The sequence below is a fragment of the Acrocarpospora sp. B8E8 genome (assembly GCF_039871605.1).
Taxonomy (GTDB): Bacteria; Actinomycetota; Actinomycetes; order Streptosporangiales; family Streptosporangiaceae; genus Acrocarpospora; species Acrocarpospora macrocephala.
In genome coordinates this window covers 55,329-78,043 of the sequence record NZ_JBDPLV010000045.1, presented here as the reverse complement: position 1 = coordinate 78,043, position 22,715 = coordinate 55,329, and the positions used below count along the sequence as shown (strand labels likewise).

Genomic DNA, 22,715 nt, shown 5'->3' with positions numbered 1-22,715 from the left:
ACAGGGCTAGCGCAGCCCGGTCGGCCGATGCAGAGCGAGCTGGATCAGCCGGTCCACCAGCTGCCCGTAGGACAATCCGGTCGCCGCCCACAGCTGCGGCGCGACCGACAGCGAGGTGAATCCGGGCATCGTGTTGATCTCGTTCAGGATCAGCTCGCCTGACGGCGTGTAGAAGAAGTCCACCCGGGACAGCCCCTCGCAGCCCAGCGCCTCGTACGCGCGGATCGCCATCGCCCGCAGCTCCGCCGTGGTCCCGGCCGGGAGATCCGCCGGAACCTCCAGCGCCATCTGATCGGCGTAGTACTTGGCCTCGAAGTCGAAGAACTCCTGCCCGCCCTGGACCAGCACCTCACCGGGCAGGCTCGCCTCCGGCGCGGCGTCGCCGAGCGACTCCAGCACCGCGCACTCGATCTCCCGCCCACCGATGGCGGCCTCCACCAGCACCTTCGGATCGTGCTCCCGGGCGAACTCGACCGCCGCCTCCAGCTCCTCCTGCGTGCTCGCCTTGCGGATGCCCTGCGATGATCCGGCCCGCGCGGGCTTGACGAACACCGGCCAGCCCAGCTCCTCGATCTCCTTGAGCACCCGGGGCCGATCGGTCCGCCAGGCCCGGTCCGGCACCACGACGTACGGCCCGACCGGCAGCCCCGCCGACTTCAGCACCAGTTTCATGTACGCCTTGTCCATGCCGACCGCACTGGCCAGCACCCCAGAACCGACATACGGCACACCCGCCATCTCCAGCAATCCTTGCAGCGTGCCGTCCTCCCCGAACGGCCCGTGCAGCACCGGGAACACCACGTCCACAGCCCCCAGCGAGCGCGGGATCTCCCCCGGCTCCAGCGCCACCACGCTCCTGGAGGCGGACGGCAGCGCCAGCTCCGCGCCCGAGGTGTCCACTTCGGGCAGCCGGGTGCCCTCGATCGCGTAACTCTGGTCCGGCGCGGCCAGCACCCAGCGCCCATCCTGGGCGATCCCGATCGGCACGACCTCGTACGCGTCCCGGTCGATCACATCGAGCACGCTACCCGCCCCCATCAGGGAAACCGCGTGCTCCGAGTTGCGCCCGCCGAATACCACCGCTACGCGAATCTTGCTCATGACGCCCGAATCTACCCTGTGTGGTGGTCAAAACGCCTTGTCAGCCACGCGTGGGCGACACGAACCGAAGCGCGTCGAGTGCCTGGGTCGTGTCGGCGATCAGGTCCTCCGCGTCCTCAAGCCCGATCGAGAACCGTACGGCCGCCGCGTCCACGCCCGCCACCTCCTCAACCGAGGCCAGGTGGGCGACCTTGGTGTGGGTGCCGCCCATCGAGGTGGCGATCCTGACCATCCGCAGGGCGTCGGCGAGGGCGACCCCGGCCTCATACCCACCGTACGGCGTGACCGTGACGATCGCCCCGAACCGGGGCCCCTCTGGCCCCGAGTCGAACAGCAGCCGGGCCAGCTGGTGCCCGGGATGGGAGGGCAGGCCCGGATAGTCCACCCGCCGGACCGCCGGATGCTTGGCGATCGCGGCCGCGAACACGAGCGCGGTCGAGCACATCCGGCGGACCCGCAGCGTCAGCGTCTCCAGGCCGCGCCTGAGCAGGTAGGCGTCGTCCGGGGAAAGCGACGCCCCGGTGTCGACGCGCACCTCGCGGACCTGGTCGATCAGGTCGGGGCGGCCGACCACGACACCGCCGGTGCAGTCGTCGTGGCCGCCGATGTACTTGGTGGCCGAGTGCACGACCAGGTCGGCGCCGTGCTCCAGCGGGCGGCAGACGATCGGGGTGGCGAGGGTGGAGTCGACCACCAGCAGCGCGCCCGCCTCCCGGGCGACCCGGTAGAGGCCGCGGATGTCGGCTACGGCCATGGTCGGGTTGGCCAGGGTCTCGGCGTACACGATCTTGGTGTTGGGGCGGACGGCGGCGCGCACGCGCCGTACATCGGCGTAGTCGACGAAGTCGGCGGTGACGCCGAAGCGGGAGAGCACGTTGGTGAGCAGCGCGTGGGCGCGGCCGTAGAGGGGCGCGACGACGTGCGCGCCGGAGCGCAGGAAGGTCAGCAGCACGGTGTTGATCGCCGCGATGCCGGAGGAGAACGCCTGACCGGCCACGTCCTCGGGGGCGGCGGCCCCTTCCAGGGAGGCCACGCCGGCGGCGAACGCGGCCACGGTGGGGTTGTCGATGTGGCTGACGTGCTCAGACGTGCTGTCGAAGGTCCAGGCCGCGGAGCGCCAGACCGGCGGGCCGATCGGGACCTGCCGTGGCGTTGTCGCGGCGGGCAGGTGGACCGCCCTGGAGTTCTCGCCGAGTCGTCTCCGGCTGCGCTTCACCGGCGGTTCACCAGCTTCTTCAATCGGGATTTACACGCCATATCGCTCTGGCTTGGGTGTTCGTGACATCAGGAGCATCGCGGCTTCCGCTGGGGTCATGCCGTCGTGCACAACCCCGACCACGACCTCCGTGATCGGCATCTCCACGTCGTGCTTGGCGGCCAGATCCAGCACCGACTCGCAGGATTTCACGCCCTCGGCGGTCTGCTTGGTGGCCGCCACCACCTCGGCCATCGTCATTCCGCGCCCGAGATTCTCCCCGAACGTGCGATTGCGGGACAGCGGCGAGGTGCAGGTCGCGATCAGGTCGCCCATCCCGGCCAGACCGGCGAACGTGTGCTGGTCGGCGCCCAGCGCCGCGCCCAACCGGGAGATCTCGGCAAGCCCGCGCGTCATGAGCGTGGCCCGCAGGTTGTCCCCCAGCCCCATCCCGACCGCCACCCCGACCGCGAGCGCGATCACGTTCTTGACCGCGCCGCCCAGCTCCACCCCGACCACGTCGGGATTGGTGTAGGTCCGGAACCACGGCAGGTGGCAGGCCTCCTGGAAACGGTCGGCCACCATCGTGTCCGAGCAGGCCACCACGGCGGCGGCGGGCTGCCGCTGGGCCAGCTCGCCCACCAGGTTGGGCCCCGACACCACGGCCACCCGCCCCGGCGGCACCTCGGCCACCTCCACGATGACCTCGCTCATCCGCTTGGTGGTGCCCAGCTCGATGCCCTTCATCAGGCTGACCAGCACCGCTTCCGGCGGCAGGAACGGCTTCCACGCGGCCAGGTTCGCGCGCAGCGTCTGGGCCGGCACGGCCAGCACCACGAAGTCGGCCCCGGCCATCGCCTCGGCCGGGTCGGTGGTGGCCCGCAGGTTCTCGGGCAGCCGGAGTCCCGGCAGGTAATCGGGGTTCTCATGCTCACGGTCGATGGTGTGGACGATCTCCGCGCGCCGCCCCCACAGCGTCGTCCGGGTGCCCGCCTCGGCGAGGATCATCCCGAATGTCGTCCCCCACGAGCCGGTTCCGAGCACGGCAGCCTTGGTCATTCCCTCACCGTACGCCGAAGTCAGCCGTTAGCGCGGGCGCCGGGGACCTTCTCGCCCCGCAGCTCCGCCAGCTGCGCGGTTATCGCCGCCATGATGTCGGCGGTCGCGTCCCGGAGCACGTCAGGGCTCATGCCGTGATACCGCGACAGATCGACCGGCGGCCCGGCGAGCGCCCGGAACGTCTTGCGGGGGAACAGCCGGATCTTCTTCTCGCCGTACGGCAACAGCTCCTGAGCCCCCCAATGGGCGATCGGGATGACCTTGGCCCCGGTGGTCAGCGCCAGCCGGGCGACTCCCGTCTTGCCGGTCATCGGCCACAGGTCCGGATCGCGGGTGATCGTGCCCTCCGGGTAGAAGAGCACGCACCCGCCCTCGCGCAGCCGCTGCTCGGCGAGGGCCAGCGACTCGGTCGCCGCCGCGCTGCCGCGCTCGACCGGGATCGCCCGCAACGAGCGGACCAGGTAGCCGAGCACCGGCACCCGGAACAGGCCCGCCTTGGCCAGGACGACCGGCCAGCGGCCGTTGACGTGCAGGTAGTGCGAGAGCAGCACCGGATCGGTCCACGACAGGTGGTTGGCCGCCACGATCACCCCGCCCTGCCGGGGGATCAGGTCGCCACGCCGCCAGTCACGCTTGACCAGCAGCAGGGACAGCGGCTTGACGATCACGATGGCGACCGCTTCCCAGAAGCGGGTGGGTCGTCCGGCGCGGCGGCTCATCGTATTTCCTCACCTGTCCCCAAATCACCGGGTCTGTGCGGGGCCAGTCTCCCGGTTGCGCCGCGCCGATGTCGAGGCGGGATGCTGGGGTAATGCAGGAAGCACGCTGGTCGATCGTCATCCCCGTGAAGACCCTCATCAGGGCGAAAACCCGGCTCGCGGGCGCGGCGGGCGCGCACCGCGAGGATCTCGCCGTGGCCGTCGCCGCCGACACCGCCTCGGCGGCCCTGGCCTGCCCGCTCGTGGCCCGCGTGATCGTGGTCACCGCCGACCCGATCCCCGCCGCCCGCCTGGCCGTGCTGGGCGCCGTCGTGGTTCCCGACCCCGACAAGGGCCTCAACACCGCACTCCGCGCGGGCTTCGCCGAGTCCGTACGGCTTGCGCCCCGCGACCCGGTAGCCGCCCTCCAGGCCGACCTGCCCGCGCTCCGCCCCGCCGAGCTCGCCCGCGCCCTCACCGCCGCCGCCGAGTTCGACGAGTCCTTCGTCCCCGACGCGCCCGGCGTCGGCACCACGCTCTACGCCACCGGCCCGGGCATCCCGTTCCGCCCTCGTTTCGGCGGCGAGTCCCGGGCCCGGCACCTGTCCTGCGGGGCGAAGGAGCTGCTCCTGGACGGCATCGACTCGGTCCGGCGCGACGTGGACACGGTCGAGGATCTGCGTGCGGCGGCGGCGCTGGGCCTGGGCCCGCACACCGCCGCCGTGGCCGCCAGGTTCCTAGTGGGCTGACTCCCCCTCCAGCGCCTTCTCCGGCAGCAGGAACGAGACCACGAAGGTGAGCGCCAGCATGCCGGCCACCACCCAGAGCGTGACCTCCATCGCGTTCTCGAAGCTCGGACCGGTCGGGACGTCGCCGAGCAGATCGAAGAAGACCGTGCCGAGCAGCGCCACCCCGAACGCGTTGCCGAGCTGCTGGATCGCGGTGAGCGTGCCGGAGGCGGAACCGGTCTCCTCGGGCTCGACCCCGGCCAGGACCAGGTTGAAGAAGGGCGACATGAGCAGGCCCATGCCGAGGCCGGTGAGCACCAGGGTGGGGGTGAGCTGCCAGGGGGTGACGCCCATTCCGGCGATGTTCAGGGTGATCCAGACGCCGATCACGCCAAGGATCATGATCGCCGTACCGAGCTGGAAGCAGCGGCGGCCGTACTTGAGCAGCGGCTGCGCCAGCCCGAAGCCGACGATCATGCCGACCGACCAGGGCACGCCGGCGAGCCCGGCCTTGAGCGGGGAGTAGCCGAGGCCGATCTGGGTGTAGAGGTTGAAGACCAGCATGAAGCCCGACATGCTCGCGAAGAACACCATCCCGGTGGCCAGGCCGCCGTTGAAGGCCCGCTTGCGGAACAGGCTGGGCACGATCAGCGGGTCGCCGCCGGAGCGGCTGCGGCGCGATTGGTACCAGCCGAACAGCCCGAACATCGCGACGGACGCGGCGATCATCACGAACGCCCACGCGGGCCAGTCGTTCTCCCGGCCCTGGACCAGCGGATACACGATCAGCAGCCCGGCCGCCGAGGCCAGCGCGACGCCCAGCAGGTCCAGCCGGAGCGGGTGCGGCGAGCGTGACTCGGGCAGGAAGCGCAGCCCGCCCGCGAAGGCGAGCAGGCCCACCGGCAGGTTGATCAGGAAGATCATGCGCCAGCCGGTGCCGAACAGGTCGGCGTCGATCAGCCATCCGGCCAGGATCGGGCCGCCCACCGAGGCCAGGCCCATGATCGGCCCGAACATGCCGAAGGCGGTGCCCATCTCCTTCGGCGGGAACATCTCTTTGATCATGCCAAGCCCTTGCGGGATCATCACGGCCGCGAACAGGCCTTGCAGCGCGCGTGAGCCGACCAGCATCTCCGGCGACTGGGCGAGCCCGCACAGCAGCGACCCGAGCGTGAAGCCCGCCGCGCCGATCAGGAACATCCGGCGCCGCCCATAGATGTCGCCGAGCCGCCCGCCGGTGAGCAGGCCCATCGCCATGGCCAGCATGTACGCCGCGCCGAGCCACTGCAGCACGCTCGCGGAGCCGCCCAGATCGGCCTGGATGTGCGGGCCGGCGATGTTGGTGACCATGGCGTCGATCAAGTCCATGATCTCGGCGCCGAGGATCACGAAGAGGGCGGGCCATCGCCAGCGGTAGCCGACTATCTCGTCGGTGACTGTCGTGGTCATGGGGGTGACCTCCAAAGGAGAACAGTGTTCAGAGCGCAATGAACACTGTTCTAGCATGAACACTGTTCAGTAGACAAGAGTCGTGTTCGCCTTCACGATCGTTGTTCACTAAAGTGCGGAGGAAGAGATGATGAAATGAGAACCCATAGATCACCCGGCTCGGGAGGATGGTGCATCAGTGAGCGAGACCGACCTGCCGTCGCCGCCCTGGGACCGCAATCGCCGGCGGCCCGCCCCCGCGAAGGTGCCCCTCACCCGGGATCGGATCGTCGACGCGGCCTACACCGTGCTCGACCGGGAGGGCTACGACCGCTTCAGCATGCGGCAGGTCGCGCTTGAGCTCGGGGTCGCCGTGTCGGCGCTCTACGTGCACGTCGCCAACAAGGACGAGCTGTTCGAGCTCATGTACAACCGCATGTTCGTCGGCGAGGAGCTCCCGGATCCCGACCCGGAGAACTGGCAGGAACAGATCAAGGAATTCGCCCGCCAAGGCCGCGCCCGCCTGCGCCGGCACCGGGACCTGGCCCGCATCTCGATGGGCCACATCCCGTTCACCCCCGAGCTCCTCCCCTACGTGGAACGCCTGATGGCCATCTTCCGCTCCAGCGGCATGCCCGACCCGGTCGCCGCCATGGCCGGAGACCTGCTGTCGACGTACGTCGAGGGGTTCTGCCTGGAGGAGAGCATGTGGCTGGAGCGCTACCGGGACATGGACGAGGAAACCTGGGACACCAAACGCACCGAAATCACGAACTACTTCGCCGAACTACCACCCGACCGCTTCCCCAACATGGTCGCCATGGCGCCCTACATGGTCGACGAGTCAAACGACTACCGCTTCGAACTAGGCGTCGACATCTTGGTCCGCGGCCTGGCCTCCTACATTCCGGCCCGCTGAGGTTACGCTGACCACGTGCAGGCCACGGTGAAAACCTACGACGCGACGACCCGCTCCGGCTCGGTGTACCTCGACAACGGCACAGAACTCCCTTTCGGCACCGCCGCCTTCGACGCGGGCCCACTGCGCCTGCTCCGCTCCGGCCAACGCGTCAACATCGTGATGTCCGGGGACCGGATCACATACATCACACTGAGCACGTTTCCCCTCCCGGCCACGCCGGAGTAGCGCCTCCTCGAAGGCCGTACGTTCGGCTCAGGCGTCTCTGGAGGCCGCCATGACGCGCAGGACGCTGTCGCGGAACGCCGCGCCAGCGTCGATGACGTTCATCCGGCCCGCGCTGACCTCCTGGCCCGCGGCGTGGCCCAGGCCGATGGTGGCGGCCACCAGCCACGCCGGCGTCACGCCAGGGTCGATCTCGTCGGCCTGCTGGCCGCGCTGGATCAAGCGGTACAGGCTCTCGACGATCGGCAGGTGCCGGTCGTGGTCGTCCTGGGCGTCGTCGGTGGGAATCGCGGAGGTGAGCAGGATCGGATACCTCTCCAGGACCTGCCAGCTGGCCTGTAGCCACCGCCGCAACGCGGGCACGGCGGGGCCGCTGTCCAGGTCCGCCGCGTCGAATGCCGCGCGCACCTCGACGATGATCTGGTCGATGGCCGCGCGCAGGAGCGCCTCGCGGTTGGGGTAGTGGGCGTAGATGGTCTGGCGGGCGACCCCGGCGGCTACCGCGATCTCCTCCATGCTCGCCTCGGGCCGCCGTCCGAGTAGGACGATCGCCGCATCGAGAACCGTCGCCGCACTGCGCTGGGCATCGGCTCGCCGCGACCGCCGCACGCGCCTTGCCTCCGGTATCTCTGACACGCTTGTCAACGTTATCAGAAGCCGTTAACTTGGACACATCTGTCAGAGATAGAAGAAGGCGGGGGTCGCCATGACCAGTGGCTCGGGAGTGGGTCGTGATCTCGTCGGCTACCTGACCGGGTATCCCCAAGAGGTCGCTTTCGGCGATGAGGAGGCTGCCGACGTCTTCGACCGCTATCACGTGCCGGCGTTCGAAATGTTCAACGACGGTGTCCGGCTGGACCGGGACCAACTGATCGCCCACATGCGGCCCGCGCGCAAGAACGCGACCAGTGTGCACGTCGACGTCCACGAGGCACTGACCACCGGGGATCGGGTCGCCGCCTCCTACACCTTGACCGCGGTCCTGCGCAAAGGACGTACCGTGACGACCGAGATCTACATGTTCGGTCACCTCGCCGGCGACGGCAGACTGCGCCGCGTCGATCAGATCACCCGCAACGTGCCCACTGAAAGTCAGTGACCCGCAGCACCGCATCGCCAGCTGAGCTACCGCCCCGAAGGAAGCCGCTACCACAGCCCAGCATCCGCACCGCCAGCCCGAGCCGGTCGTGATCCCAGCTGCCACCAGGGTCAACGCGCTCGCGTGTACCTCATGGCGCGAGTCTCACCAGCATCCCGAGACGAAGGGTTGGGCGGGTGGAGGAACACCCGCACCTCGTCCGGAAACGCAAAAGGCGCCTCCGGATTGGGAGGCGCCGTTTGCGAGCTTGAGCTACTTCTTTTTGGCCTGCTTCTTGCCGCCGACGTTGACCAGTTCCTTGAAGTCCGCGCCTGGGCGGAATTTGGGCGCCCAGCTCTCGGCTACCTTGATCGGCGCGCCGGTCGAAGGGTTCCGAGCCGTGCGGGCCGGCTTGTGCACCATTTCAAAGGCGCCGAAGCCGGTGATGGAGACCTTGTCGCCGCCTGCGACCGCGTGCTGGATGGCCTCAAGGACGGCGTTGACCGCCTCGGTGGCCGTCTTCTTGTCCCCGACGCGGTCAGCGATCGCGTCGACGAGTTCCTTCTTGTTCATCTGGTTCCTCCCCCTTACGCGCTTGAAAGTAAGGGAGGAACGCGCGCGACTCAATCACCTTACGTGATTTGGTCTTCACTCGGCGTGTCGAATTCGCCGTCCAGGTAGGCGATGAAGCCATCCAGCCGGGCAGTTGCATGGGGAATGTCACGTTTTGCCGTATTACAGATGGCCAGCAGCCTCTTGGCGAGGCGAGCCCGCTCCTCGCACGGCACGGCGAGCGTCCTGACGCGGCGCTGCGTCTCCCGCAGTCGCCGCGCCAGCTCGTCTTCTGGTCCGCCCGGATGGGTCAGACGGTCGTCGGCAGCCATGGCTGCCGACCATTCTCGTACGCCGTGATGTCATCGGCATGACGCAGGGTCAACCCGATGTCGTCAAGTCCCTCCAGCAGCCGCCAGCGGGTGTAGTCGTCGATCTCGAACGACCACGCCCCCTCACCCAGCCTGACCTGGCGCTCGACCAAATCGACGGTGATCGTCACGGTCGGGTCCGCCGCGACGGCGGCCTGGAGTTCCTCGACCACTTTGGCCTCCAAGATGACCGGAAGCAGGCCCATCTTGGTGGAGTTGTTGCGGAAGATGTCACCGAACCTGGCGGCGATCACGACGCGGAAGCCGTACTGCTGGAGGGCCCAGACGGCGTGCTCGCGGGACGAACCCGTGCCGAAGTCGGGCCCGGCGAGCAGGATCGAGGCGCCCGCGTAGACCGGGTTGTTCAGGACGAAGTTCGGGTCCTCCCGCCAGGCGGCGAACAGGCCCTTCTCGAAGCCGGTACGGCTGACCTGCTTCAGCCAGACGGCCGGGATGATCTGGTCGGTGTCGACGTTGCTGCGGCGCAGCGGGACCGCGGTGCCGGTGTGCGTGGTGAAGGCGTCCATGATCGTGGTTCTCCTTTAATGAAAAATGCGCGGCTAATTACCAATCTCGCTTGATCACAGGTCAAGCAAGTTACGAATCGGCGATTTCACCGAGGGAGCGCATTTTTCATTAATTGGCCAGGTCGGCGGGGGCGGTCAGCTTGCCGGTGACGGCGGTTGCGGCGGCGACCTGCGGGGACACCAGATGGGTCCGGCCGCCCTTGCCCTGCCGGCCCTCGAAGTTGCGGTTGGAGGTGGAGGCGCTGCGCTCGCCCGGAGCGAGCGTGTCCGGGTTCATCCCGAGACACATGGAACATCCGGCCTCGCGCCATTCCGCCCCCGCGGCCTTGAACACCTCGTCCAGGCCTTCCTTCTCCGCCTCCAGCTTGACCAGCATCGACCCGGGCACGATCAGCGTCCTGGTCCGGACCGTACGCCCCCGGAGGATGTCGGCGGCGGCGCGCAGGTCCTCAAGACGCCCGTTGGTGCAGGAACCGACGAAGACCGTGTCCACCTCGACGTCGCGCAGCGGCGTCCCGGCCGTGAGTCCCATGTATTCCAGCGCCCGCTCGGCCGCCGACCGCTCCACCGGATCCGCGAACTCCTCCGGCCTGGGTACGGCAGCCGCCAGCGGAGCCCCCTGCCCCGGGTTGGTCCCCCAGGTCACGAACGGCGTCAGCGTGGCCGCGTCGATCTCGACGACCTGGTCGAAGACGGCGTCGTCGTCGGTCCTGAGCGTGCGCCAGTAGGCCACGGCCTCGTCCCAGGCGTCGCCCTGGGGGGCGTGCGGGCGGCCCTGGAGGTAGGCGAAGGTCGTCTCGTCGGGGGCGATCATCCCGGCCCTGGCGCCCGCCTCGATGGACATGTTGCAGACCGTCATGCGGCCTTCCATCGACAGGCTCCTGATGGCCTCGCCGCGGTACTCCACGATGTAGCCCTGGCCGCCGCCAGTGCCGATCTTGGCGATGATCGCCAGGATCAGGTCCTTGGCGGTCACCCCGTACGGCAGCGCGCCGTTGACCTCGATGGCCATCGTCTTGGGACGGTAGGCGGGCAGGGTCTGGGTGGCCAGCACGTGCTCGACCTCGGAGGTGCCGATGCCGAACGCGATGCCGCCGAACGCGCCGTGGGTGGAGGTGTGCGAGTCGCCGCAGACGATCGTCATGCCGGGCTGGGTCAGGCCGAACTGCGGGCCGATGATGTGCACCACGCCCTGACCGGCGTCGCCCATCGGGTGCAGTCGCAGGCCGAACTCGGCGGCGTTCTTGCGGAGCGTCTCGACCTGGGCCCGGGAGACCGGGTCGGAGATCGGGCCCAGCACGGTCGGGACGTTGTGGTCCTCGGTCGCGATGGTGAGATCGGGGCGCCGCACCTTCCGGTCCGCGAGCCGGAGGCCGTCGAACGCCTGCGGGCTGGTCACCTCGTGAATGAGGTGCAGGTCGATGAAGAGCAGGTCGGGCTCGCCCTCGGCGCGCCGCACGACATGCTGCTCCCAGACTTTCTCGGCCAGTGTGCGACCCATGGTTCTCAACGCCTCCTTGCGTCTTTTCCCCCGAGTGATCATCTCTTATGATGAGACGGAAATATCGGGATATGGAACTCTACCGGCTGCTTGTTGGTACCGCGTTTGCATCTCGGATAGCGAGACGGCAGTATCGGGGTATGGACAACTCTAGCGGAGTCGGGGTACTCGACAAGGCCGTTCTCGTGCTCAACGCTCTGGAGGCGGGCCCGGCTTCGCTGGCCCAGCTGGTGCAGGCCACCGGCCTGGCCAGGCCCACCGCCCACCGCCTGGCCGTGGCCCTGGAACACCACCGCATCGTCTCCCGCGACACGCAGGGCCGCTTCATCCTCGGCCCCCGGCTGTCCGAGCTGTCCACCGCCGCCGGCGAAGACCGCCTGCTCGCCGTCGCCGGACCCGTCCTCACCCAGCTCAGGGACCAGACCGGCGAAAGCGCCCAACTCTACCGCCGCCAGGGCGACGAACGCGTCTGCGTCGCCGCCGCAGAACGCGCCAGCGGCCTCCGCGACACCGTCCCCGTCGGCTCCGCCCTCCCCATGCTCGCCGGCTCCGCCGCCCAGATCCTCCTCGCCTGGGAAGAACCCGACCGCCTCCACCGCGGCCTACGCGGCGCCAAGTTCACCGCCGCCACCCTCGCCAGCGTCCGCCGCCGCGGCTGGGCCCACAGCGTCGGCGAACGCGAACAGGGCGTCGCCAGCGTCTCCGCCCCCATCCGCGGCGCCGGCGGCAAGGTCATCGCCGCCGTCTCCGTCTCCGGCCCCATAGAACGCCTCAGCCGCACCCCCGGCCGCCTCCACGCCATCCCCGTCGTCACCGCCGCCGAACGCATCACCGAAGCCATGCGCCGAGCCAACTAACCCAAGGCCTCGCCCCGCCGTGGTCACCCGAACGAATCATCAGCTTGACCCGGCTGGTTCTCCCACCCACCCTCCCTTTGTTTTCCCCCGGGCTCCGCCCCGTCCCCGCCATCGCCGTGGTAACTGGACGAAACGACAGCCACGGCCTTGGCGGGGACGGGCGGAGCCCGGGGGAAACAAAGGGATGGGTGGGTGGGAGAACCACACCGAACGAAGCCCGAGGCCGAAGCCACGATACGAAACGAAAAGATGGTGGAAGAACCACAGCACCGTAGTCGTTTCGGGTGGGGAAACCACGGTGATGGCGGGCGCGGGCGGAGCCCGAGGTGGAGCAAAAGGGCTAGATGGGTGGGAGTCTCACTAGCCCACGCCTAACCCCGGCGATTCACGTCCGTGTCAAGTTGATCAGAACCCCGGGCCGGACAGGCTAACCGATTAGAGTGCGTGCCCTGTTAGCCCTAGGCTGGCGGGGTGACAGATCGCATCGAGGCGGCCGCGGCGGAACTGCGTCCCCTGCTCCAGGAGTTCATCCTCTGGGCGCCGTCCCACGCGCCAGGCAACGACCCCGACCTGGTGGGCCCGGCGGCGCTGTGGCACCGGCTCACCGCGAGCGACGACGTGGGCCGGTGGCGGCGCGGCGATCTGCGCACCGTCCTGCTGGAACGAATGCCCCAGGTAGTCGAGGACCCCGACGAGGCAGCCGACGGCATGCTGCCCGCCGTCCGCGCGTACCTGACGTTCCTCTCCGAGACCGGCCACCTCACCAAGGGCTCCGACTCGCTGGAGGAGCTACTCGCCGAGCTCGACGAACTCGAAGAGGAGTTCGTCGACAAGATGGAGGACACCATCGCCGAGCGAGATTGGGACGAGGAGGAGGACGACGAGGTCGAGGAGGACGAGAGCCTCGGCGACTTCGAGCCGTTCGCCGACGAGATCGCGGAGCTGCCCACCATCCGGCTCCGCCCCGACGTCGAACTGGCCGCCGCCGCCCGCACCGTCCCGCTGATCGCCCAGGCCCGCGACCTGGCCGTCTGGGTCGGCGTCAAGCGCAAGGTCGGCGCCGAGACCCTGCTCAGCGAGGACGAGATCCGCGAGGCCCTCGACGCGCTCGGGCTGACCGAGCCGCAAAAGCTCTGGAACCTCTGGAACCTCGCCATCGACCTGGAGTTCCTCACCCCCGACGGAGAGGACACGGTCAGCGTCGACTCCGACACCGCCGCCTGGCCGTTCGAGGACGACGAGGACGTGCTGGACGCCTGGATGCTGGGCCTGCACTCGATCGACTACGGCGACCCCGAACTCGACGACGACGACCTCACCCTGGCCCTGTCCGGCCTGACCCGCGAGCTCCTGGTCCGCGTCCTGGTCAGCGGCCTCCGCAAACCCCTCGCCGAACTCCGCGCCGAACTCGCCGAAGCCGTCGCCGAATACGACGACCTAGGCGCCGACGCCTGGTCCGCCACCGACGACCCGCTCGCCTCCCCACTCGGCTGGCTCACCGGGTACGGCATGCTCGAGCTCACCGACACCGACGAGGTCGCGTTCACCGCCCTCGGCGTGGAAGGCATCGTCCACCTGGTCGACGACGAGGACATCGAGGTCGACGCCAGAACCGCCATCGACGCGATGACCGCGCACGACCTGCTCTCCGCCAGCGCCGACATGTCCGAAGAGGAAGCCGACGCCGAGTTCGCCGCCTGGATGCGCCTGCGCGACCCCGCCACCGCCGCCCACGAACTCCTCGCCGCGGCCGTCGAGGACGAGTCCGACGCGCTCGTCCGCGTCCAGGCCGCCAGCATGGTCGGCTCCCTCGGCGAGATCGCCGTCCCCGCCTGGCTGGAGGCCCTCAAGGAACCCTCCCTGCGCCCCTACGCCGCGACTCACCTCACCCAACTCGACGTAGAAGACGCCCCCGAACCCACCCAGGCCGACACCCACTGGCTGATCCTCGACATGTGGACCATCTCCGCCGGCCTCGGCCGCCCGGAATTCGTCAGCAGCCTCGAAGACATCGGCCCCGCCACCGACCTCATCGGCCTCCTCGACGTCATCTGGAAGGTCCGCCACCCCCACGTCGAAGAACTCCTCGAAGCCATCGGCGACGCCCACCCCGACAAACAAGTCACCAAAGCCGCCAAACGCGCCCTCTTCAAGGCCCGCTCCGGCGGCCAGTAGCCGCGACCTGGCCGAGCCTCCCGCTCGGCCACCTCCGCGGACGCCCATCACGCGTAGTCGAAGGTCATCAAATGTGATTCAGGCACACATTTCATGATGCTCTCTTTTCGATCTTGGCTTGGGCAGCGGGAGCCGGGCCGACAGCGCCGGACATCCTACGAGATCTCCTGAAGTACCTAATCATTCACGAAATGTCTGGCTGAACCTCAAATGTCCTGTTCGACGGACTGAATTATTGCCCGGGTTGCAGAAACGTCTATCCACGGGGGAAACCCGGGCGGCTCACCAGGGAAAACGGGCGTCTTCTGACGTCCCGATCAACGAGACTGATACCTGCGAAAGGCCCAGAAAAGGCGATGGGGAGAGGTCCATACGGACGACTCCCCTGCCTAAGTAGCTATAACAATAGTTCCCGCTAGGGCCTCACGCAAACCAAATCGCTCGATGCCCCTTTCCCCCGGAGGAACCCCGTGGCGATCGCCGCCTTGCCCGACACCGATCCCCTAATCCAGGCACGCGTACGCGAACTCCTGGAATCCTGGCAGCCGTGGCCACGTCGGCTGTGGGACCTGGGCACGGTTCTGGCGATGCGTGAAACGGTCGAAGGGGCGAGTTGGGTAGGGCGACATGTCCTCCACCCGAGGACATTGGCCTGGAATGTACGCGAGTCTCTCCTTCCGAGGCTGAGAACCGACAGCGCCATCGGTGACGGAGACCTGCGCCGTGAGATCCACCACACCTGCAACGCCCCCATCAAGCCGGGTGCCCGAAGCCAGCGCAGGCTCACCCTCCTCGCGGATCTGGTGGAGGACGGCTACCTGCGTCGTTGGCGTGATCTTCTTGTCGGAACGGTCCACGTCGAACGTGCGGCCCGCTGCATCGCCGCACACATGCTGGACTCGGGATTCCACCAGGACTATCTCCACAGCCAGATCAAGTCTCGCGTCGGCCGAACCGGGACCGCCATAGACCTGATCGAGCTTTTCATGGAACTCGAAGCGCTCGGCGATCAAGAGTACGAAGGGATGATCGTCCTACAAGACAAGCTCCCTGCCGCTCCGGTTGCCGTCAAGTCATCCCACTGGATGTCCCGGGAGGATGTCAGCCAGCGGCTAACCACCGCATTTCCGCATATCACCTCCGTGCGTGCCAGCGGCGGGCTGCTGTTCCGTGTCCGTGCCCGGGATCACGTCATGGCCCTCCACGAGATCACCGAGCAGTACGACCGCATCCGCAACCGGGTCCGCTACCGGCGCGGGCAGACCTTTCTCGACGCCTATCCCAAGATCTTCCTCTCTGGCCTGCTCGAACCCCAGGAGTTCCGGCGCGGCGACCCCGCGGTCACTGTCCTGTCACTCGAACGAGTCGGCGTGCTCTATGAGCTGCCCGAGTCCGGCACCGGCGCGCGCATCGACGACGCCCTGGAGTTGGCCGCCCCGCTCACCGAAAGCTCGCCCAGCACCGCCGTCGCCGGCGCTTGGGCCGCCCTGGAGTCGTTGCTCTTCTGCGACACCGACGAAGCCGACCGCGAGGAGGGCCGGGTCGTGTCCGCCGACCGGGCAGCCGCGCTGGTGGCCGCGGGATGGCCACGCGCCGAACTGACCGCGTTGAGCCATGACCGCAAGATCCGTGCGGCTGACGCGCGTCTCCGCCATGACCTTGAGCTCATCGGCGCCATCAACAGGCAGCGTTCGGCGCGGCTGGTCCAGTGGCTGGCGTCGCAGCCCAGCAGACCGTCATGCGACCTCACCACCACAGCCGCCTTCGAAAGGATGGAGGACCTGGTCGCCGCCCCGTCGGTTACCCTCCGCCGGGTCAATGGCTACCTGCGTGGCGCCTTCCGCCGCCTGTACCGGCAGCGGAACATCGTTCTCCACGGCGGCTCCACCCGATCCATCGCCCTGGCGGCTACCGTACGAACCGCTGGTCCGCTCGTCGGCGCCGCCTTGGATCGCCTCGCCCACGGGCATGCCGTCTCCGGTATCGCCCCGCTCGATCTGGCCAGCCGCGCGGAGCTCTCGCTGCGCCTCGCCGACAATGACGGCTGGCATCTCCACGATCTTCTCGGTGCCTGACGGCTCTCTAGCGGAGCGGGAAGATTGCGCAGGTGGTGGTGCCGTGGGCGTACAGTTTGCCGTCGGTTGAGCCGGTGATCTTGGCTTCGGCGGTGGCGATGGTGCGGCCGACCTGGAGGGTTTTGCCTTCGCAGCGGAGGGGGCCGGTGTGGGCGAAGGCGGGTCTGGTCATGTTCACGTTGAGCTGGATTGTGGTGTACGCCTGGCCTGGGGGGAGGGTGGTCATGACGGCGCAGCCGAGGGCGGAGTCCAGGAGGGTGGCCAGGTAGCCGCCGTGGATGGTGCCCAGGGGGTTGTACTGGTGTTCGCCGGTCTGGCCTTCGAAGACGGCGATGCCGGGCTCGACGCTGATCAGGGTGAAGTCCAGGGTGCCGGCGATGGGTGGGGGCGGGATCTTGCCGTCCAGCATCGCCTGGAGGAACTCCAGGCCGGTGAGGTCGGCGAAGTGGGCCGGGAGGACGGTGGGCGGCGCCCACGAGTGGGTGCGCGAGTTCATCGTCGTCGTCATGAGTCTAATTTTCGAACCCAGCTGACGTTGAGCGCAAATCGGACTTCATGACCAGTCCGGGAGGGGGCGGTAGAGGGGGGTTCCGGAGGTTTCCAGTTCGGTGCGGAGTTTGAAGTAGGCGTCGCCGAAGGGGTCGACTCCGTCGAGGGGCATCAGGCCGCGGCGGATGGCGAGGTCGTGGGGGGCGAGGAGGGCGGCGGTGGCCAGGTGGTCGCGGGCGGAGGCCGTACGGGATTGGCGGAAGAGCCAGGTGGCGAGGCGGGCGTGCAGGCGGGCGCGGCGTTCGTCCGGGGTTGGGACGCGGAGGTGGGCGCGGACGGAGTCGCGGGTGAGGCCGGGGTCGCCGGTGCGCACCCAGGAGCGCAGGGCGGCGGTGGCGGCTTCGGAGGAGAGGCCGTTGAGTTCGCGGAAGGTGTCGGTGGCGGTCATGGTGTCCTGGGGGCGGGCGATCCGGCCGGACTCGTCGATCCAGACGACGGTGGGGACGTTGATCACGTTGTAGCGTTCGGCGATCGTGCCGTCGGCGTCGATCAGCGCGGGGTGGGTGAGGTCGGCGATCCAGGGTGCGGCGTCGGCGCGATCACGGTCCAGCGAAACGCTGATCACGGTGAACCCGTCGGGAGACAGCTCGCGGTGGAGGCCGTCCCAGGCGGTCAGGTCGTAGCGGCAGCCGCACCAGGACGCCCAGAAGACCAGCGCCACTTTGGTGCCGCGCAGGTCGCGCAGGGTCAGCCCGTCGAGGGTGAAGTCGGGAGCGTCGTCGGGAGTGAGGTCCTGAGTCTCCCCGACGGCGATGACGCGGTTGTCAGGGTCGACGACCGTCATCCGGCCGAGGAGCTCGGCGAAGGCGGCGACGTCCACCCCTGAGGGGGTCTCGGCGGCGGCCGCGCGGAAGGCGGGCACGCACGCGTCCCCCCGGCACCAGCCGTGCGGCTTGCGCTCCCACCCGAGCACGGGAACACCGTGCGGGACCACGGCTCCCGGGATGGTCTCTTCTCGTCCGTCTGCCAGCAGCGTGTACATCGCCCCTCCATTAGATAGTGGCACTTTCGATAGTAATACTGTCCAATGAGAAGGGCGAACGAAAGGACTCCTCAACGAGTAAAGGGTCCCTGATAACGATATTTCAATTACATGTAAGACTCTTCTATGGCATGATTCCGGTGTGGACACACCCCTTCGCGCCTACTTCGATGTGCTCGTCCGGCACGAGACCCAGCTGTGGACCCTGGTCGAGCAGCAGCTTCGGCAGGCCGACGGCGCGGTGTCGCTCGGCCGGCTCGAAATCCTCCGCGTGATCGGTTCGGTCGACGTGTGTCGTGTCCAGGACATCGCCGATCGGCTGCACATCACCGTCGGCGCCACGAGCCGGCTCACGGACCGGCTTGAGGCCGACGGCCTGGTCGCGCGGTCACCACACCCAGCCGATAGGCGCAGTTCAAAGATCGAACTCACCGCATCCGGCCGCCGTGCGATCGAGGCGACCGAACCTCTCGTCGACCGGGCCCTCACCGAGCTGATCGGCGCCGTCGGTGGCGACGGACTCGCCGCGCTGACCGCGAGTCTGCACCACGTCAACGCATTCATCGCACCCGCGACGCAGAAAGAGAAGGACTGATGACGAAGGCGATGCGGGCGGTCGTGCTCGATGCGCCGGGCCCTCCGGAGGCCCTGTCTGTGCGCGCGGTCTCACGTCCGGACGCTCGCCCCGGATGGATATTGATCCAGGTCGAGGCGTTCGGGCTGAACCGCTCCGAGCTGCACTTCCGTCGCGGGCTCGGGTCATTCGGCTCCTTCCCCCGGATCCCCGGCATCGAGGCGGCCGGCGTGGTGGTCGACGCCCCCGGATGCGAGTTCGCCTCCGGCACTCAGGTCGCGGCACTGATGGGCGGCATGGGACGCGATTTCGACGGCGGGTACGCCGAGTACGTCTGCGTGCCCGCGTCCTCGGTCATCCCGTTCTCCAGCACAGTGGACTGGGCGACCCTCGGCGCGATCCCGGAGATGCTGCAGACGGCTTACGGATCCCTCAGGACGGGCGTTGACGCAGCACCGGGAAGCACCCTGCTGATCCGCGGCGGAACCTCCTCGGTCGGCCTTGCGCTCGCCATCCTCGCTAAGCGGCGCGACATGACCGTGTTCGCCACCACGCGGAGCACCGCCAAGGCGGATGCGCTGCGCCGAGTGGGTGTCGATCACGTGATCATCGACACCGGCGAGATCGCGAACGCGGTACGCGAGATCGTCCCCGGCGGAGTCGACGGCGCCGTAGAGCTCGTCGGCACACCGACGCTGGCGGACACACTCCGCGCCACCAGAGCGCACGGAACGGTGTGCTTCACCGGCATGTTGTCGGACGAGTGGACTGTCCGCGACTTCTACCCCATCGAGTTCATCCCCAACGGCGTCCGCCTCACCGCCTATTCCGGCGAAGCCAGCGATCTCCCCGCTCCGGTACTGCAGGAGTTCATCGACGCCGTCGCCAGCGGCGAGATCACCGTCCCGATCGGCAAGGTCTACCGTATGGACGAGATCGTGCAGGCCCACCGCGACATGGAGACCGGCGCTGTGACCGGAAAGCTCGTCGTCCGCACAGCCGGGTCTTCTCACCACTGACGGTGTGCGCGCTCGATGCTCTGGAGCGCGCGGATGCAGCCGGGCAGACGAAAGCGCCCCTCACCTACGTTTCAGCAGGCGCGGGGCGCTTTATCAGCGTAGTCCCGAGCGGATTCGAACCGCCGCTACCGCCTTGAGAGGGCGGCGTCCTGGGCCACTAGACGACGGGACCAAGCTTTTTCGTTCTGACAAGAAACTTTGCAAGCTTTCAAGTCCTTGCGCAAACCTCTCTAGAGAGGTTTGGTAGTCCCGAGCGGATTCGAACCGCCGCTACCGCCTTGAGAGGGCGGCGTCCTGGGCCACTAGACGACGGGACCATGCACCGTGTGTTACTGAGATGCAGCTGGGGTACCAGGACTCGAACCTAGACTAACTGAACCAGAATCAGTCGTGCTGCCAATTACACCATACCCCATCAACTCGCTCACCCCTCACAGAGGTTCGCGTGCGGACTCCGAAAGAATAGCCCAGTCAGAGACCCACTACCAAAACGATTCCCGCGAGCATGGCGATCGCGTCGTTTTCACGGCTTGTGCGAACCTGTACGAATCCGACCACCGTGAGGAGCCGCCACCGATGACCCCGGCTGACCACCCGTTCCTGTTCCCCAGCGCCCTGCCCTACCAGCTGCCCCCCTTCCGCGAGATCCGGGAGGAGCATTACGCGCCCGCGTTCGAGCAGGGCATGGCCGAACACCTCGCGGAAGTCGAGGCGATCGCGGCCGATCCCGAGCCGCCGACCTTCGAGAACACCGTGGAGGCGCTCGAACTGTCAGGGCGGCTGCTCGAACGGGTGGCGACCGTGTTCTTCAACCAGGCCTCCTCGGACACCACCCCGGGCATCCAGGCCATCCAGCAGGAGATCACCCCCAAACTGGCCAAGCACAGCGACTCCATCAACCTCAACCCCCGCCTGTACGCCCGGCTGAAGGCCATCTCCACCGACGATCCCACCCAGCAGTGGCTGCTGGATCGTTACCTGACCGACTTCATCCGGGCCGGAGCCGAGCTGGACGAGACCCAGCAGGCGCGGTTGCGGACGATCAACGAGGAACTCTCCTCGCTGGCGACCACCTTCCAGCAGACCCTGCTCAACGACACCAACGAGCGGGCCGTCGTGGTCGAGGACGCGGCCGAGCTGGACGGGCTCACCCTGGACGCGATCGAGGGCCTCCGCGAGACGGCCACGGCGCGCGGCCTGGACGGCAAGTACCTGATCACTCTCGTGCTCCCCACCGGACAGCCCGCCCTCAGCTCGCTCACCGACCGGGCGCTGCGCGAGCGGGTGCACCTGGCCTCCGTCGGCCGCGGCGCGGCCAACGCCGAGCTGATCACCCGGATCGCCACGCTCCGGCGCGAACGCGCGGGCCTGCTCGGGTACCGCAATCACGCCGAGTACGTCCTGGCCGACCAGACCGCAGGAACGACCGGCGCGGTCACCGAGATGCTGGACAAACTCGTCACGCCCGCCGTCGCCAACGCCCGCCGCGAGCAGGAGGCCCTGGAGGCGGAAGCCGGATTCCCGATCGAGGCCTGGGACTGGTCCTTCTACGCCGAACGGGTGCGCAAGGCGCGCTACTCCATCGACAGCGCCCAGATGCGCCCGTACTTCGAACTCGACCGCGTCCTGCACGACGGCGTCTTCTACGCCGCCTCCCGCCTGTACGGCCTGCGTTTCGAAGCCCGCCCCGACCTCCATGGCTATCACCCCGACGTACGCGTCTGGGAGGTCTTCAACGAGGACGGCTCCCCGCTGGGCCTGTTCCTGGGCGACTACCACGCCCGCGCCTCCAAGCGGGGCGGCGCCTGGATGAACAGCCTGGTCCAGCAGTCCGGTCTGGAAGGCTCGCGCCCGGTCGTGGTGAACAACCTCAACATCGTCAAGGGCGAACCCACCCTGATGACCTTCGACGAGGTCAACACGATGTTCCACGAGTTCGGCCACGCCCTGCACGGCCTGTTCTCCGACGTCCGCCACCCTCGCTTCTCCGGCACGTCGGTGCCCCGCGACTTCGTCGAGTATCCGTCCCAGGTCAACGAGATGTGGGCCACCCACCCAGAGATCCTGGCCAACTACGCCAAACACCACGAGACCGGCGAGCCGATGCCCCGCGACCTGGTCGACCGCATGCTCGAAGCCCAGAAGTTCAACCAGGGCTTCGCCACGGTCGAATACCTGGCCGCCACCCTGCTGGACTGGGCCTGGCACACCGACTACGAGTCCGGCGACGCCGAAACCTTCGAAACCGAGGCCCTGCAGCGCGCGGGCGTCGACCTCGCCGCCGTCCCGCCGCGTTACCGCAGCACCTATTTCGCCCACATCTGGGCGAGCGGCTACAGCGCCGGCTACTACTCCTACATCTGGAGCGAGGTCCTCGACGCCGACACCGTCGAATGGTTCACCGAGAACGGCGGCCTGCTCCGCGAGAACGGCGACCGCTTCCGCACCCACCTCCTCTCCAAGGGCGGCAGCGTCGACCCCATGACCGCCTTCCGCACCTTCCGCGGCCGCGACCCCCGAATCGAGCCCCTACTGGAACGCCGCGGCCTCCTCTGAGGGTGCCTACCAGCGTGAACGGGGTGCCAGGTTGCTCGCCGTCATCCGGCGCCGTTCACGCTGGTTATGGTTCTCACCGCATCGGCGCCAAGTACAGGTCTCGCCTCTCGGCAGGGAAGGCGCAGTCGGAGTTGTCGGCGCATCTGCCCGGTCACGACGGTGTCTACCCGATCACGACGGTGTCTGCCAGGTCACGACGGTGTCCGTGCGGTCGCGGCGGCGGCCGTTCTGTGAGGCGAACCGAGTGATCAATGTCACTGCGATGGACCGGGAGAATAGATCAGTGAACGGTCGACGGTCTCCTGCTCTCTTGCTGATCATGGCCTTGGTCGTGGTTCCCGTGCTTCACGCCTCGGCGGGCGACAACGGCTGTGGCTGGATACCGGGCCACCCTGAGCTCATTCCCCTGTCGTTCTCCGACGTCGTGGTCTATGACGACCCACCACCGCAATACTCAACGCACGTGCCCCCCGAATGGGTGGACTCGAAAGCCGGCGTCGTACCCGCGATCGGCGAGGAGCGCGTCTATCGGCCCTATTGCTAGTG

General features: G+C 68.2%; 23 protein-coding genes and 3 tRNA genes. 11 read left to right on the top strand and 15 right to left on the bottom strand.

What is annotated here, in order from left to right:
• Nucleotides 1-6 precede the first annotated feature (6 nt).
• The 4 genes from ABGB08_RS34875 to ABGB08_RS34860 are packed head-to-tail and all read right to left on the bottom strand — an operon-like array spanning nucleotide 7 to nucleotide 4,074.
• Nucleotides 7-1,101 (bottom strand): D-alanine--D-alanine ligase family protein, encoded by a 1,095-nt coding sequence (locus ABGB08_RS34875; RefSeq protein ID WP_347599334.1) that lies wholly within the window; start codon nucleotides 1,099-1,101, stop codon nucleotides 7-9.
• A 40-nt stretch (nucleotides 1,102-1,141) separates the two neighbouring features.
• Nucleotides 1,142-2,317: an aminotransferase class I/II-fold pyridoxal phosphate-dependent enzyme gene (locus ABGB08_RS34870; RefSeq protein WP_347599331.1), complete on the bottom strand. Its 1,176-nt coding sequence runs from the start codon at nucleotides 2,315-2,317 to the stop codon at nucleotides 1,142-1,144.
• A gap of 30 nt (nucleotides 2,318-2,347) precedes the next feature.
• Nucleotides 2,348-3,355 (bottom strand): NAD(P)H-dependent glycerol-3-phosphate dehydrogenase, encoded by a 1,008-nt coding sequence (locus ABGB08_RS34865; RefSeq protein WP_347599328.1) that lies wholly within the window; start codon nucleotides 3,353-3,355, stop codon nucleotides 2,348-2,350.
• A 20-nt stretch (nucleotides 3,356-3,375) separates the two neighbouring features.
• Nucleotides 3,376-4,074 carry a lysophospholipid acyltransferase family protein gene (locus ABGB08_RS34860; RefSeq protein ID WP_347599326.1) on the bottom strand — a complete coding sequence of 233 codons (699 nt, stop codon included), beginning with the start codon at nucleotides 4,072-4,074 and terminating at the stop codon, nucleotides 3,376-3,378.
• Between the two features lie 92 nt (nucleotides 4,075-4,166).
• Here ABGB08_RS34860 and cofC point away from each other — a divergent pair, with 92 nt between their 5' ends.
• Complete coding sequence (cofC, locus tag ABGB08_RS34855; RefSeq protein ID WP_347599323.1) at nucleotides 4,167-4,802, top strand: 2-phospho-L-lactate guanylyltransferase; 636 nt, start codon at nucleotides 4,167-4,169, stop codon at nucleotides 4,800-4,802.
• Here cofC and ABGB08_RS34850 read toward each other — a convergent pair.
• A complete protein-coding gene (locus ABGB08_RS34850; protein ID WP_347599320.1) occupies nucleotides 4,791-6,230 on the bottom strand; it encodes an MFS transporter in 1,440 nt (479 codons plus the stop codon). The genes cofC and ABGB08_RS34850 overlap by 12 nt on opposite strands.
• Nucleotides 6,231-6,408: 178 nt before the next feature.
• Here ABGB08_RS34850 and ABGB08_RS34845 point away from each other — a divergent pair, with 178 nt between their 5' ends.
• Entirely contained in the window at nucleotides 6,409-7,128 is a 720-nt protein-coding gene (locus ABGB08_RS34845) for a TetR/AcrR family transcriptional regulator (protein WP_347599317.1), read from the top strand.
• Between the two features lie 15 nt (nucleotides 7,129-7,143).
• Nucleotides 7,144-7,356, top strand: coding sequence for a hypothetical protein (locus tag ABGB08_RS34840; RefSeq protein ID WP_347599314.1), 213 nt, complete (start codon nucleotides 7,144-7,146; stop codon nucleotides 7,354-7,356).
• A 27-nt stretch (nucleotides 7,357-7,383) separates the two neighbouring features.
• On the opposite strand, the gene ABGB08_RS34835 is transcribed toward ABGB08_RS34840, so the two are convergent.
• The gene (locus tag ABGB08_RS34835) at nucleotides 7,384-7,989 is read right to left on the bottom strand and encodes a TetR/AcrR family transcriptional regulator (protein ID WP_347599311.1); all 606 of its coding nucleotides are present in this window, start codon (nucleotides 7,987-7,989) and stop codon (nucleotides 7,384-7,386) included.
• Between the two features lie 70 nt (nucleotides 7,990-8,059).
• Here ABGB08_RS34835 and ABGB08_RS34830 point away from each other — a divergent pair, with 70 nt between their 5' ends.
• Nucleotides 8,060-8,452 carry a nuclear transport factor 2 family protein gene (locus ABGB08_RS34830; protein ID WP_155356319.1) on the top strand — a complete coding sequence of 131 codons (393 nt, stop codon included), beginning with the start codon at nucleotides 8,060-8,062 and terminating at the stop codon, nucleotides 8,450-8,452.
• A 252-nt stretch (nucleotides 8,453-8,704) separates the two neighbouring features.
• On the opposite strand, the gene ABGB08_RS34825 is transcribed toward ABGB08_RS34830, so the two are convergent.
• The 4 genes from ABGB08_RS34825 to leuC form a co-directional block, all read right to left on the bottom strand.
• On the bottom strand, nucleotides 8,705-9,004 hold the full coding sequence (locus ABGB08_RS34825; protein ID WP_155351531.1) for an HU family DNA-binding protein: 300 nt from the start codon (nucleotides 9,002-9,004) through the stop codon (nucleotides 8,705-8,707).
• Between the two features lie 59 nt (nucleotides 9,005-9,063).
• Complete coding sequence (locus ABGB08_RS34820) at nucleotides 9,064-9,315, bottom strand: hypothetical protein (protein ID WP_155356320.1); 252 nt, start codon at nucleotides 9,313-9,315, stop codon at nucleotides 9,064-9,066.
• Nucleotides 9,294-9,881: a 3-isopropylmalate dehydratase small subunit gene (gene leuD / locus ABGB08_RS34815; protein WP_347599306.1), complete on the bottom strand. Its 588-nt coding sequence runs from the start codon at nucleotides 9,879-9,881 to the stop codon at nucleotides 9,294-9,296. Before leuD ends, ABGB08_RS34820 begins: the two co-directional genes overlap by 22 nt.
• A gap of 109 nt (nucleotides 9,882-9,990) precedes the next feature.
• Nucleotides 9,991-11,382: a 3-isopropylmalate dehydratase large subunit gene (gene leuC, locus ABGB08_RS34810; protein WP_347599303.1), complete on the bottom strand. Its 1,392-nt coding sequence runs from the start codon at nucleotides 11,380-11,382 to the stop codon at nucleotides 9,991-9,993.
• A 140-nt stretch (nucleotides 11,383-11,522) separates the two neighbouring features.
• Between leuC and ABGB08_RS34805 the strand changes: the two genes are divergently transcribed.
• The 3 genes from ABGB08_RS34805 to ABGB08_RS34795 all read left to right on the top strand — a co-directional run bounded on the left by ABGB08_RS34805 (nucleotide 11,523) and on the right by ABGB08_RS34795 (nucleotide 16,489).
• Entirely contained in the window at nucleotides 11,523-12,239 is a 717-nt protein-coding gene (locus ABGB08_RS34805; protein WP_155351535.1) for an IclR family transcriptional regulator, read from the top strand.
• 471 nt (nucleotides 12,240-12,710) lie between these two features.
• Nucleotides 12,711-14,414, top strand: a complete 1,704-nt coding sequence (locus ABGB08_RS34800; RefSeq protein ID WP_347599300.1) for a hypothetical protein — start codon at nucleotides 12,711-12,713, stop codon at nucleotides 14,412-14,414.
• 470 nt (nucleotides 14,415-14,884) lie between these two features.
• Nucleotides 14,885-16,489 (top strand): hypothetical protein, encoded by a 1,605-nt coding sequence (locus ABGB08_RS34795; RefSeq protein ID WP_347599297.1) that lies wholly within the window; start codon nucleotides 14,885-14,887, stop codon nucleotides 16,487-16,489.
• Nucleotides 16,490-16,496: 7 nt separating this feature from the next.
• On the opposite strand, the gene ABGB08_RS34790 is transcribed toward ABGB08_RS34795, so the two are convergent.
• Both ABGB08_RS34790 and ABGB08_RS34785 read right to left on the bottom strand, forming a co-directional pair.
• On the bottom strand, nucleotides 16,497-16,997 hold the full coding sequence (locus ABGB08_RS34790) for a PaaI family thioesterase (RefSeq protein WP_155356325.1): 501 nt from the start codon (nucleotides 16,995-16,997) through the stop codon (nucleotides 16,497-16,499).
• A gap of 45 nt (nucleotides 16,998-17,042) precedes the next feature.
• Nucleotides 17,043-18,020 (bottom strand): TlpA disulfide reductase family protein, encoded by a 978-nt coding sequence (locus ABGB08_RS34785; protein ID WP_347599293.1) that lies wholly within the window; start codon nucleotides 18,018-18,020, stop codon nucleotides 17,043-17,045.
• 142 nt (nucleotides 18,021-18,162) lie between these two features.
• Here ABGB08_RS34785 and ABGB08_RS34780 point away from each other — a divergent pair, with 142 nt between their 5' ends.
• Complete coding sequence (locus tag ABGB08_RS34780; protein ID WP_347599290.1) at nucleotides 18,163-18,615, top strand: MarR family transcriptional regulator; 453 nt, start codon at nucleotides 18,163-18,165, stop codon at nucleotides 18,613-18,615.
• Nucleotides 18,615-19,613 (top strand): zinc-binding dehydrogenase, encoded by a 999-nt coding sequence (locus ABGB08_RS34775; protein ID WP_347599287.1) that lies wholly within the window; start codon nucleotides 18,615-18,617, stop codon nucleotides 19,611-19,613. Before ABGB08_RS34780 ends, ABGB08_RS34775 begins: the two co-directional genes overlap by 1 nt.
• Nucleotides 19,614-19,712: 99 nt before the next feature.
• On the opposite strand, the gene ABGB08_RS34770 is transcribed toward ABGB08_RS34775, so the two are convergent.
• The 3 genes from ABGB08_RS34770 to ABGB08_RS34760 all read right to left on the bottom strand — a co-directional run bounded on the left by ABGB08_RS34770 (nucleotide 19,713) and on the right by ABGB08_RS34760 (nucleotide 20,028).
• A tRNA-Glu gene (locus tag ABGB08_RS34770) sits at nucleotides 19,713-19,785 on the bottom strand.
• A 69-nt stretch (nucleotides 19,786-19,854) separates the two neighbouring features.
• Nucleotides 19,855-19,930: transfer RNA gene (locus ABGB08_RS34765), tRNA-Glu, on the bottom strand.
• Between the two features lie 26 nt (nucleotides 19,931-19,956).
• Nucleotides 19,957-20,028, bottom strand: a tRNA-Gln gene (locus ABGB08_RS34760).
• 161 nt (nucleotides 20,029-20,189) lie between these two features.
• On the opposite strand from ABGB08_RS34760, the gene ABGB08_RS34755 reads away from it, so the two are divergent.
• Both ABGB08_RS34755 and ABGB08_RS34750 read left to right on the top strand, forming a co-directional pair.
• Nucleotides 20,190-22,169: a M3 family metallopeptidase gene (locus tag ABGB08_RS34755; protein ID WP_347599284.1), complete on the top strand. Its 1,980-nt coding sequence runs from the start codon at nucleotides 20,190-20,192 to the stop codon at nucleotides 22,167-22,169.
• Between the two features lie 310 nt (nucleotides 22,170-22,479).
• On the top strand, nucleotides 22,480-22,713 hold the full coding sequence (locus ABGB08_RS34750; protein ID WP_347599281.1) for a hypothetical protein: 234 nt from the start codon (nucleotides 22,480-22,482) through the stop codon (nucleotides 22,711-22,713).
• The last annotated feature ends 2 nt before the right edge of the window (nucleotides 22,714-22,715 follow it).

Excerpts from the sequence above, each read along its gene's own strand:
- ABGB08_RS34875 (WP_347599334.1), bottom strand. The coding sequence starts at position 1,101 with ATGAGCAAGATTCGCGTAGCGGTGGTATTCGGCGGGCGCAACTCGGAG.
- ABGB08_RS34865 (WP_347599328.1), bottom strand. The coding sequence starts at position 3,355 with ATGACCAAGGCTGCCGTGCTCGGAACCGGCTCGTGGGGGACGACATTC.
- ABGB08_RS34860 (WP_347599326.1), bottom strand. The coding sequence starts at position 4,074 with ATGAGCCGCCGCGCCGGACGACCCACCCGCTTCTGGGAAGCGGTCGCC.
- cofC (WP_347599323.1), top strand. The coding sequence starts at position 4,167 with ATGCAGGAAGCACGCTGGTCGATCGTCATCCCCGTGAAGACCCTCATC.
- ABGB08_RS34850 (WP_347599320.1), bottom strand. The coding sequence starts at position 6,230 with ATGACCACGACAGTCACCGACGAGATAGTCGGCTACCGCTGGCGATGG.
- ABGB08_RS34830 (WP_155356319.1), top strand. The coding sequence starts at position 8,060 with ATGACCAGTGGCTCGGGAGTGGGTCGTGATCTCGTCGGCTACCTGACC.
- ABGB08_RS34825 (WP_155351531.1), bottom strand. The coding sequence starts at position 9,004 with ATGAACAAGAAGGAACTCGTCGACGCGATCGCTGACCGCGTCGGGGAC.
- ABGB08_RS34820 (WP_155356320.1), bottom strand. The coding sequence starts at position 9,315 with ATGGCTGCCGACGACCGTCTGACCCATCCGGGCGGACCAGAAGACGAG.
- leuD (WP_347599306.1), bottom strand. The coding sequence starts at position 9,881 with ATGGACGCCTTCACCACGCACACCGGCACCGCGGTCCCGCTGCGCCGC.
- leuC (WP_347599303.1), bottom strand. The coding sequence starts at position 11,382 with ATGGGTCGCACACTGGCCGAGAAAGTCTGGGAGCAGCATGTCGTGCGG.
- ABGB08_RS34805 (WP_155351535.1), top strand. The coding sequence starts at position 11,523 with ATGGACAACTCTAGCGGAGTCGGGGTACTCGACAAGGCCGTTCTCGTG.
- ABGB08_RS34790 (WP_155356325.1), bottom strand. The coding sequence starts at position 16,997 with ATGACGACGACGATGAACTCGCGCACCCACTCGTGGGCGCCGCCCACC.
- ABGB08_RS34785 (WP_347599293.1), bottom strand. The coding sequence starts at position 18,020 with ATGTACACGCTGCTGGCAGACGGACGAGAAGAGACCATCCCGGGAGCC.
- ABGB08_RS34775 (WP_347599287.1), top strand. The coding sequence starts at position 18,615 with ATGACGAAGGCGATGCGGGCGGTCGTGCTCGATGCGCCGGGCCCTCCG.
- ABGB08_RS34755 (WP_347599284.1), top strand. The coding sequence starts at position 20,190 with ATGACCCCGGCTGACCACCCGTTCCTGTTCCCCAGCGCCCTGCCCTAC.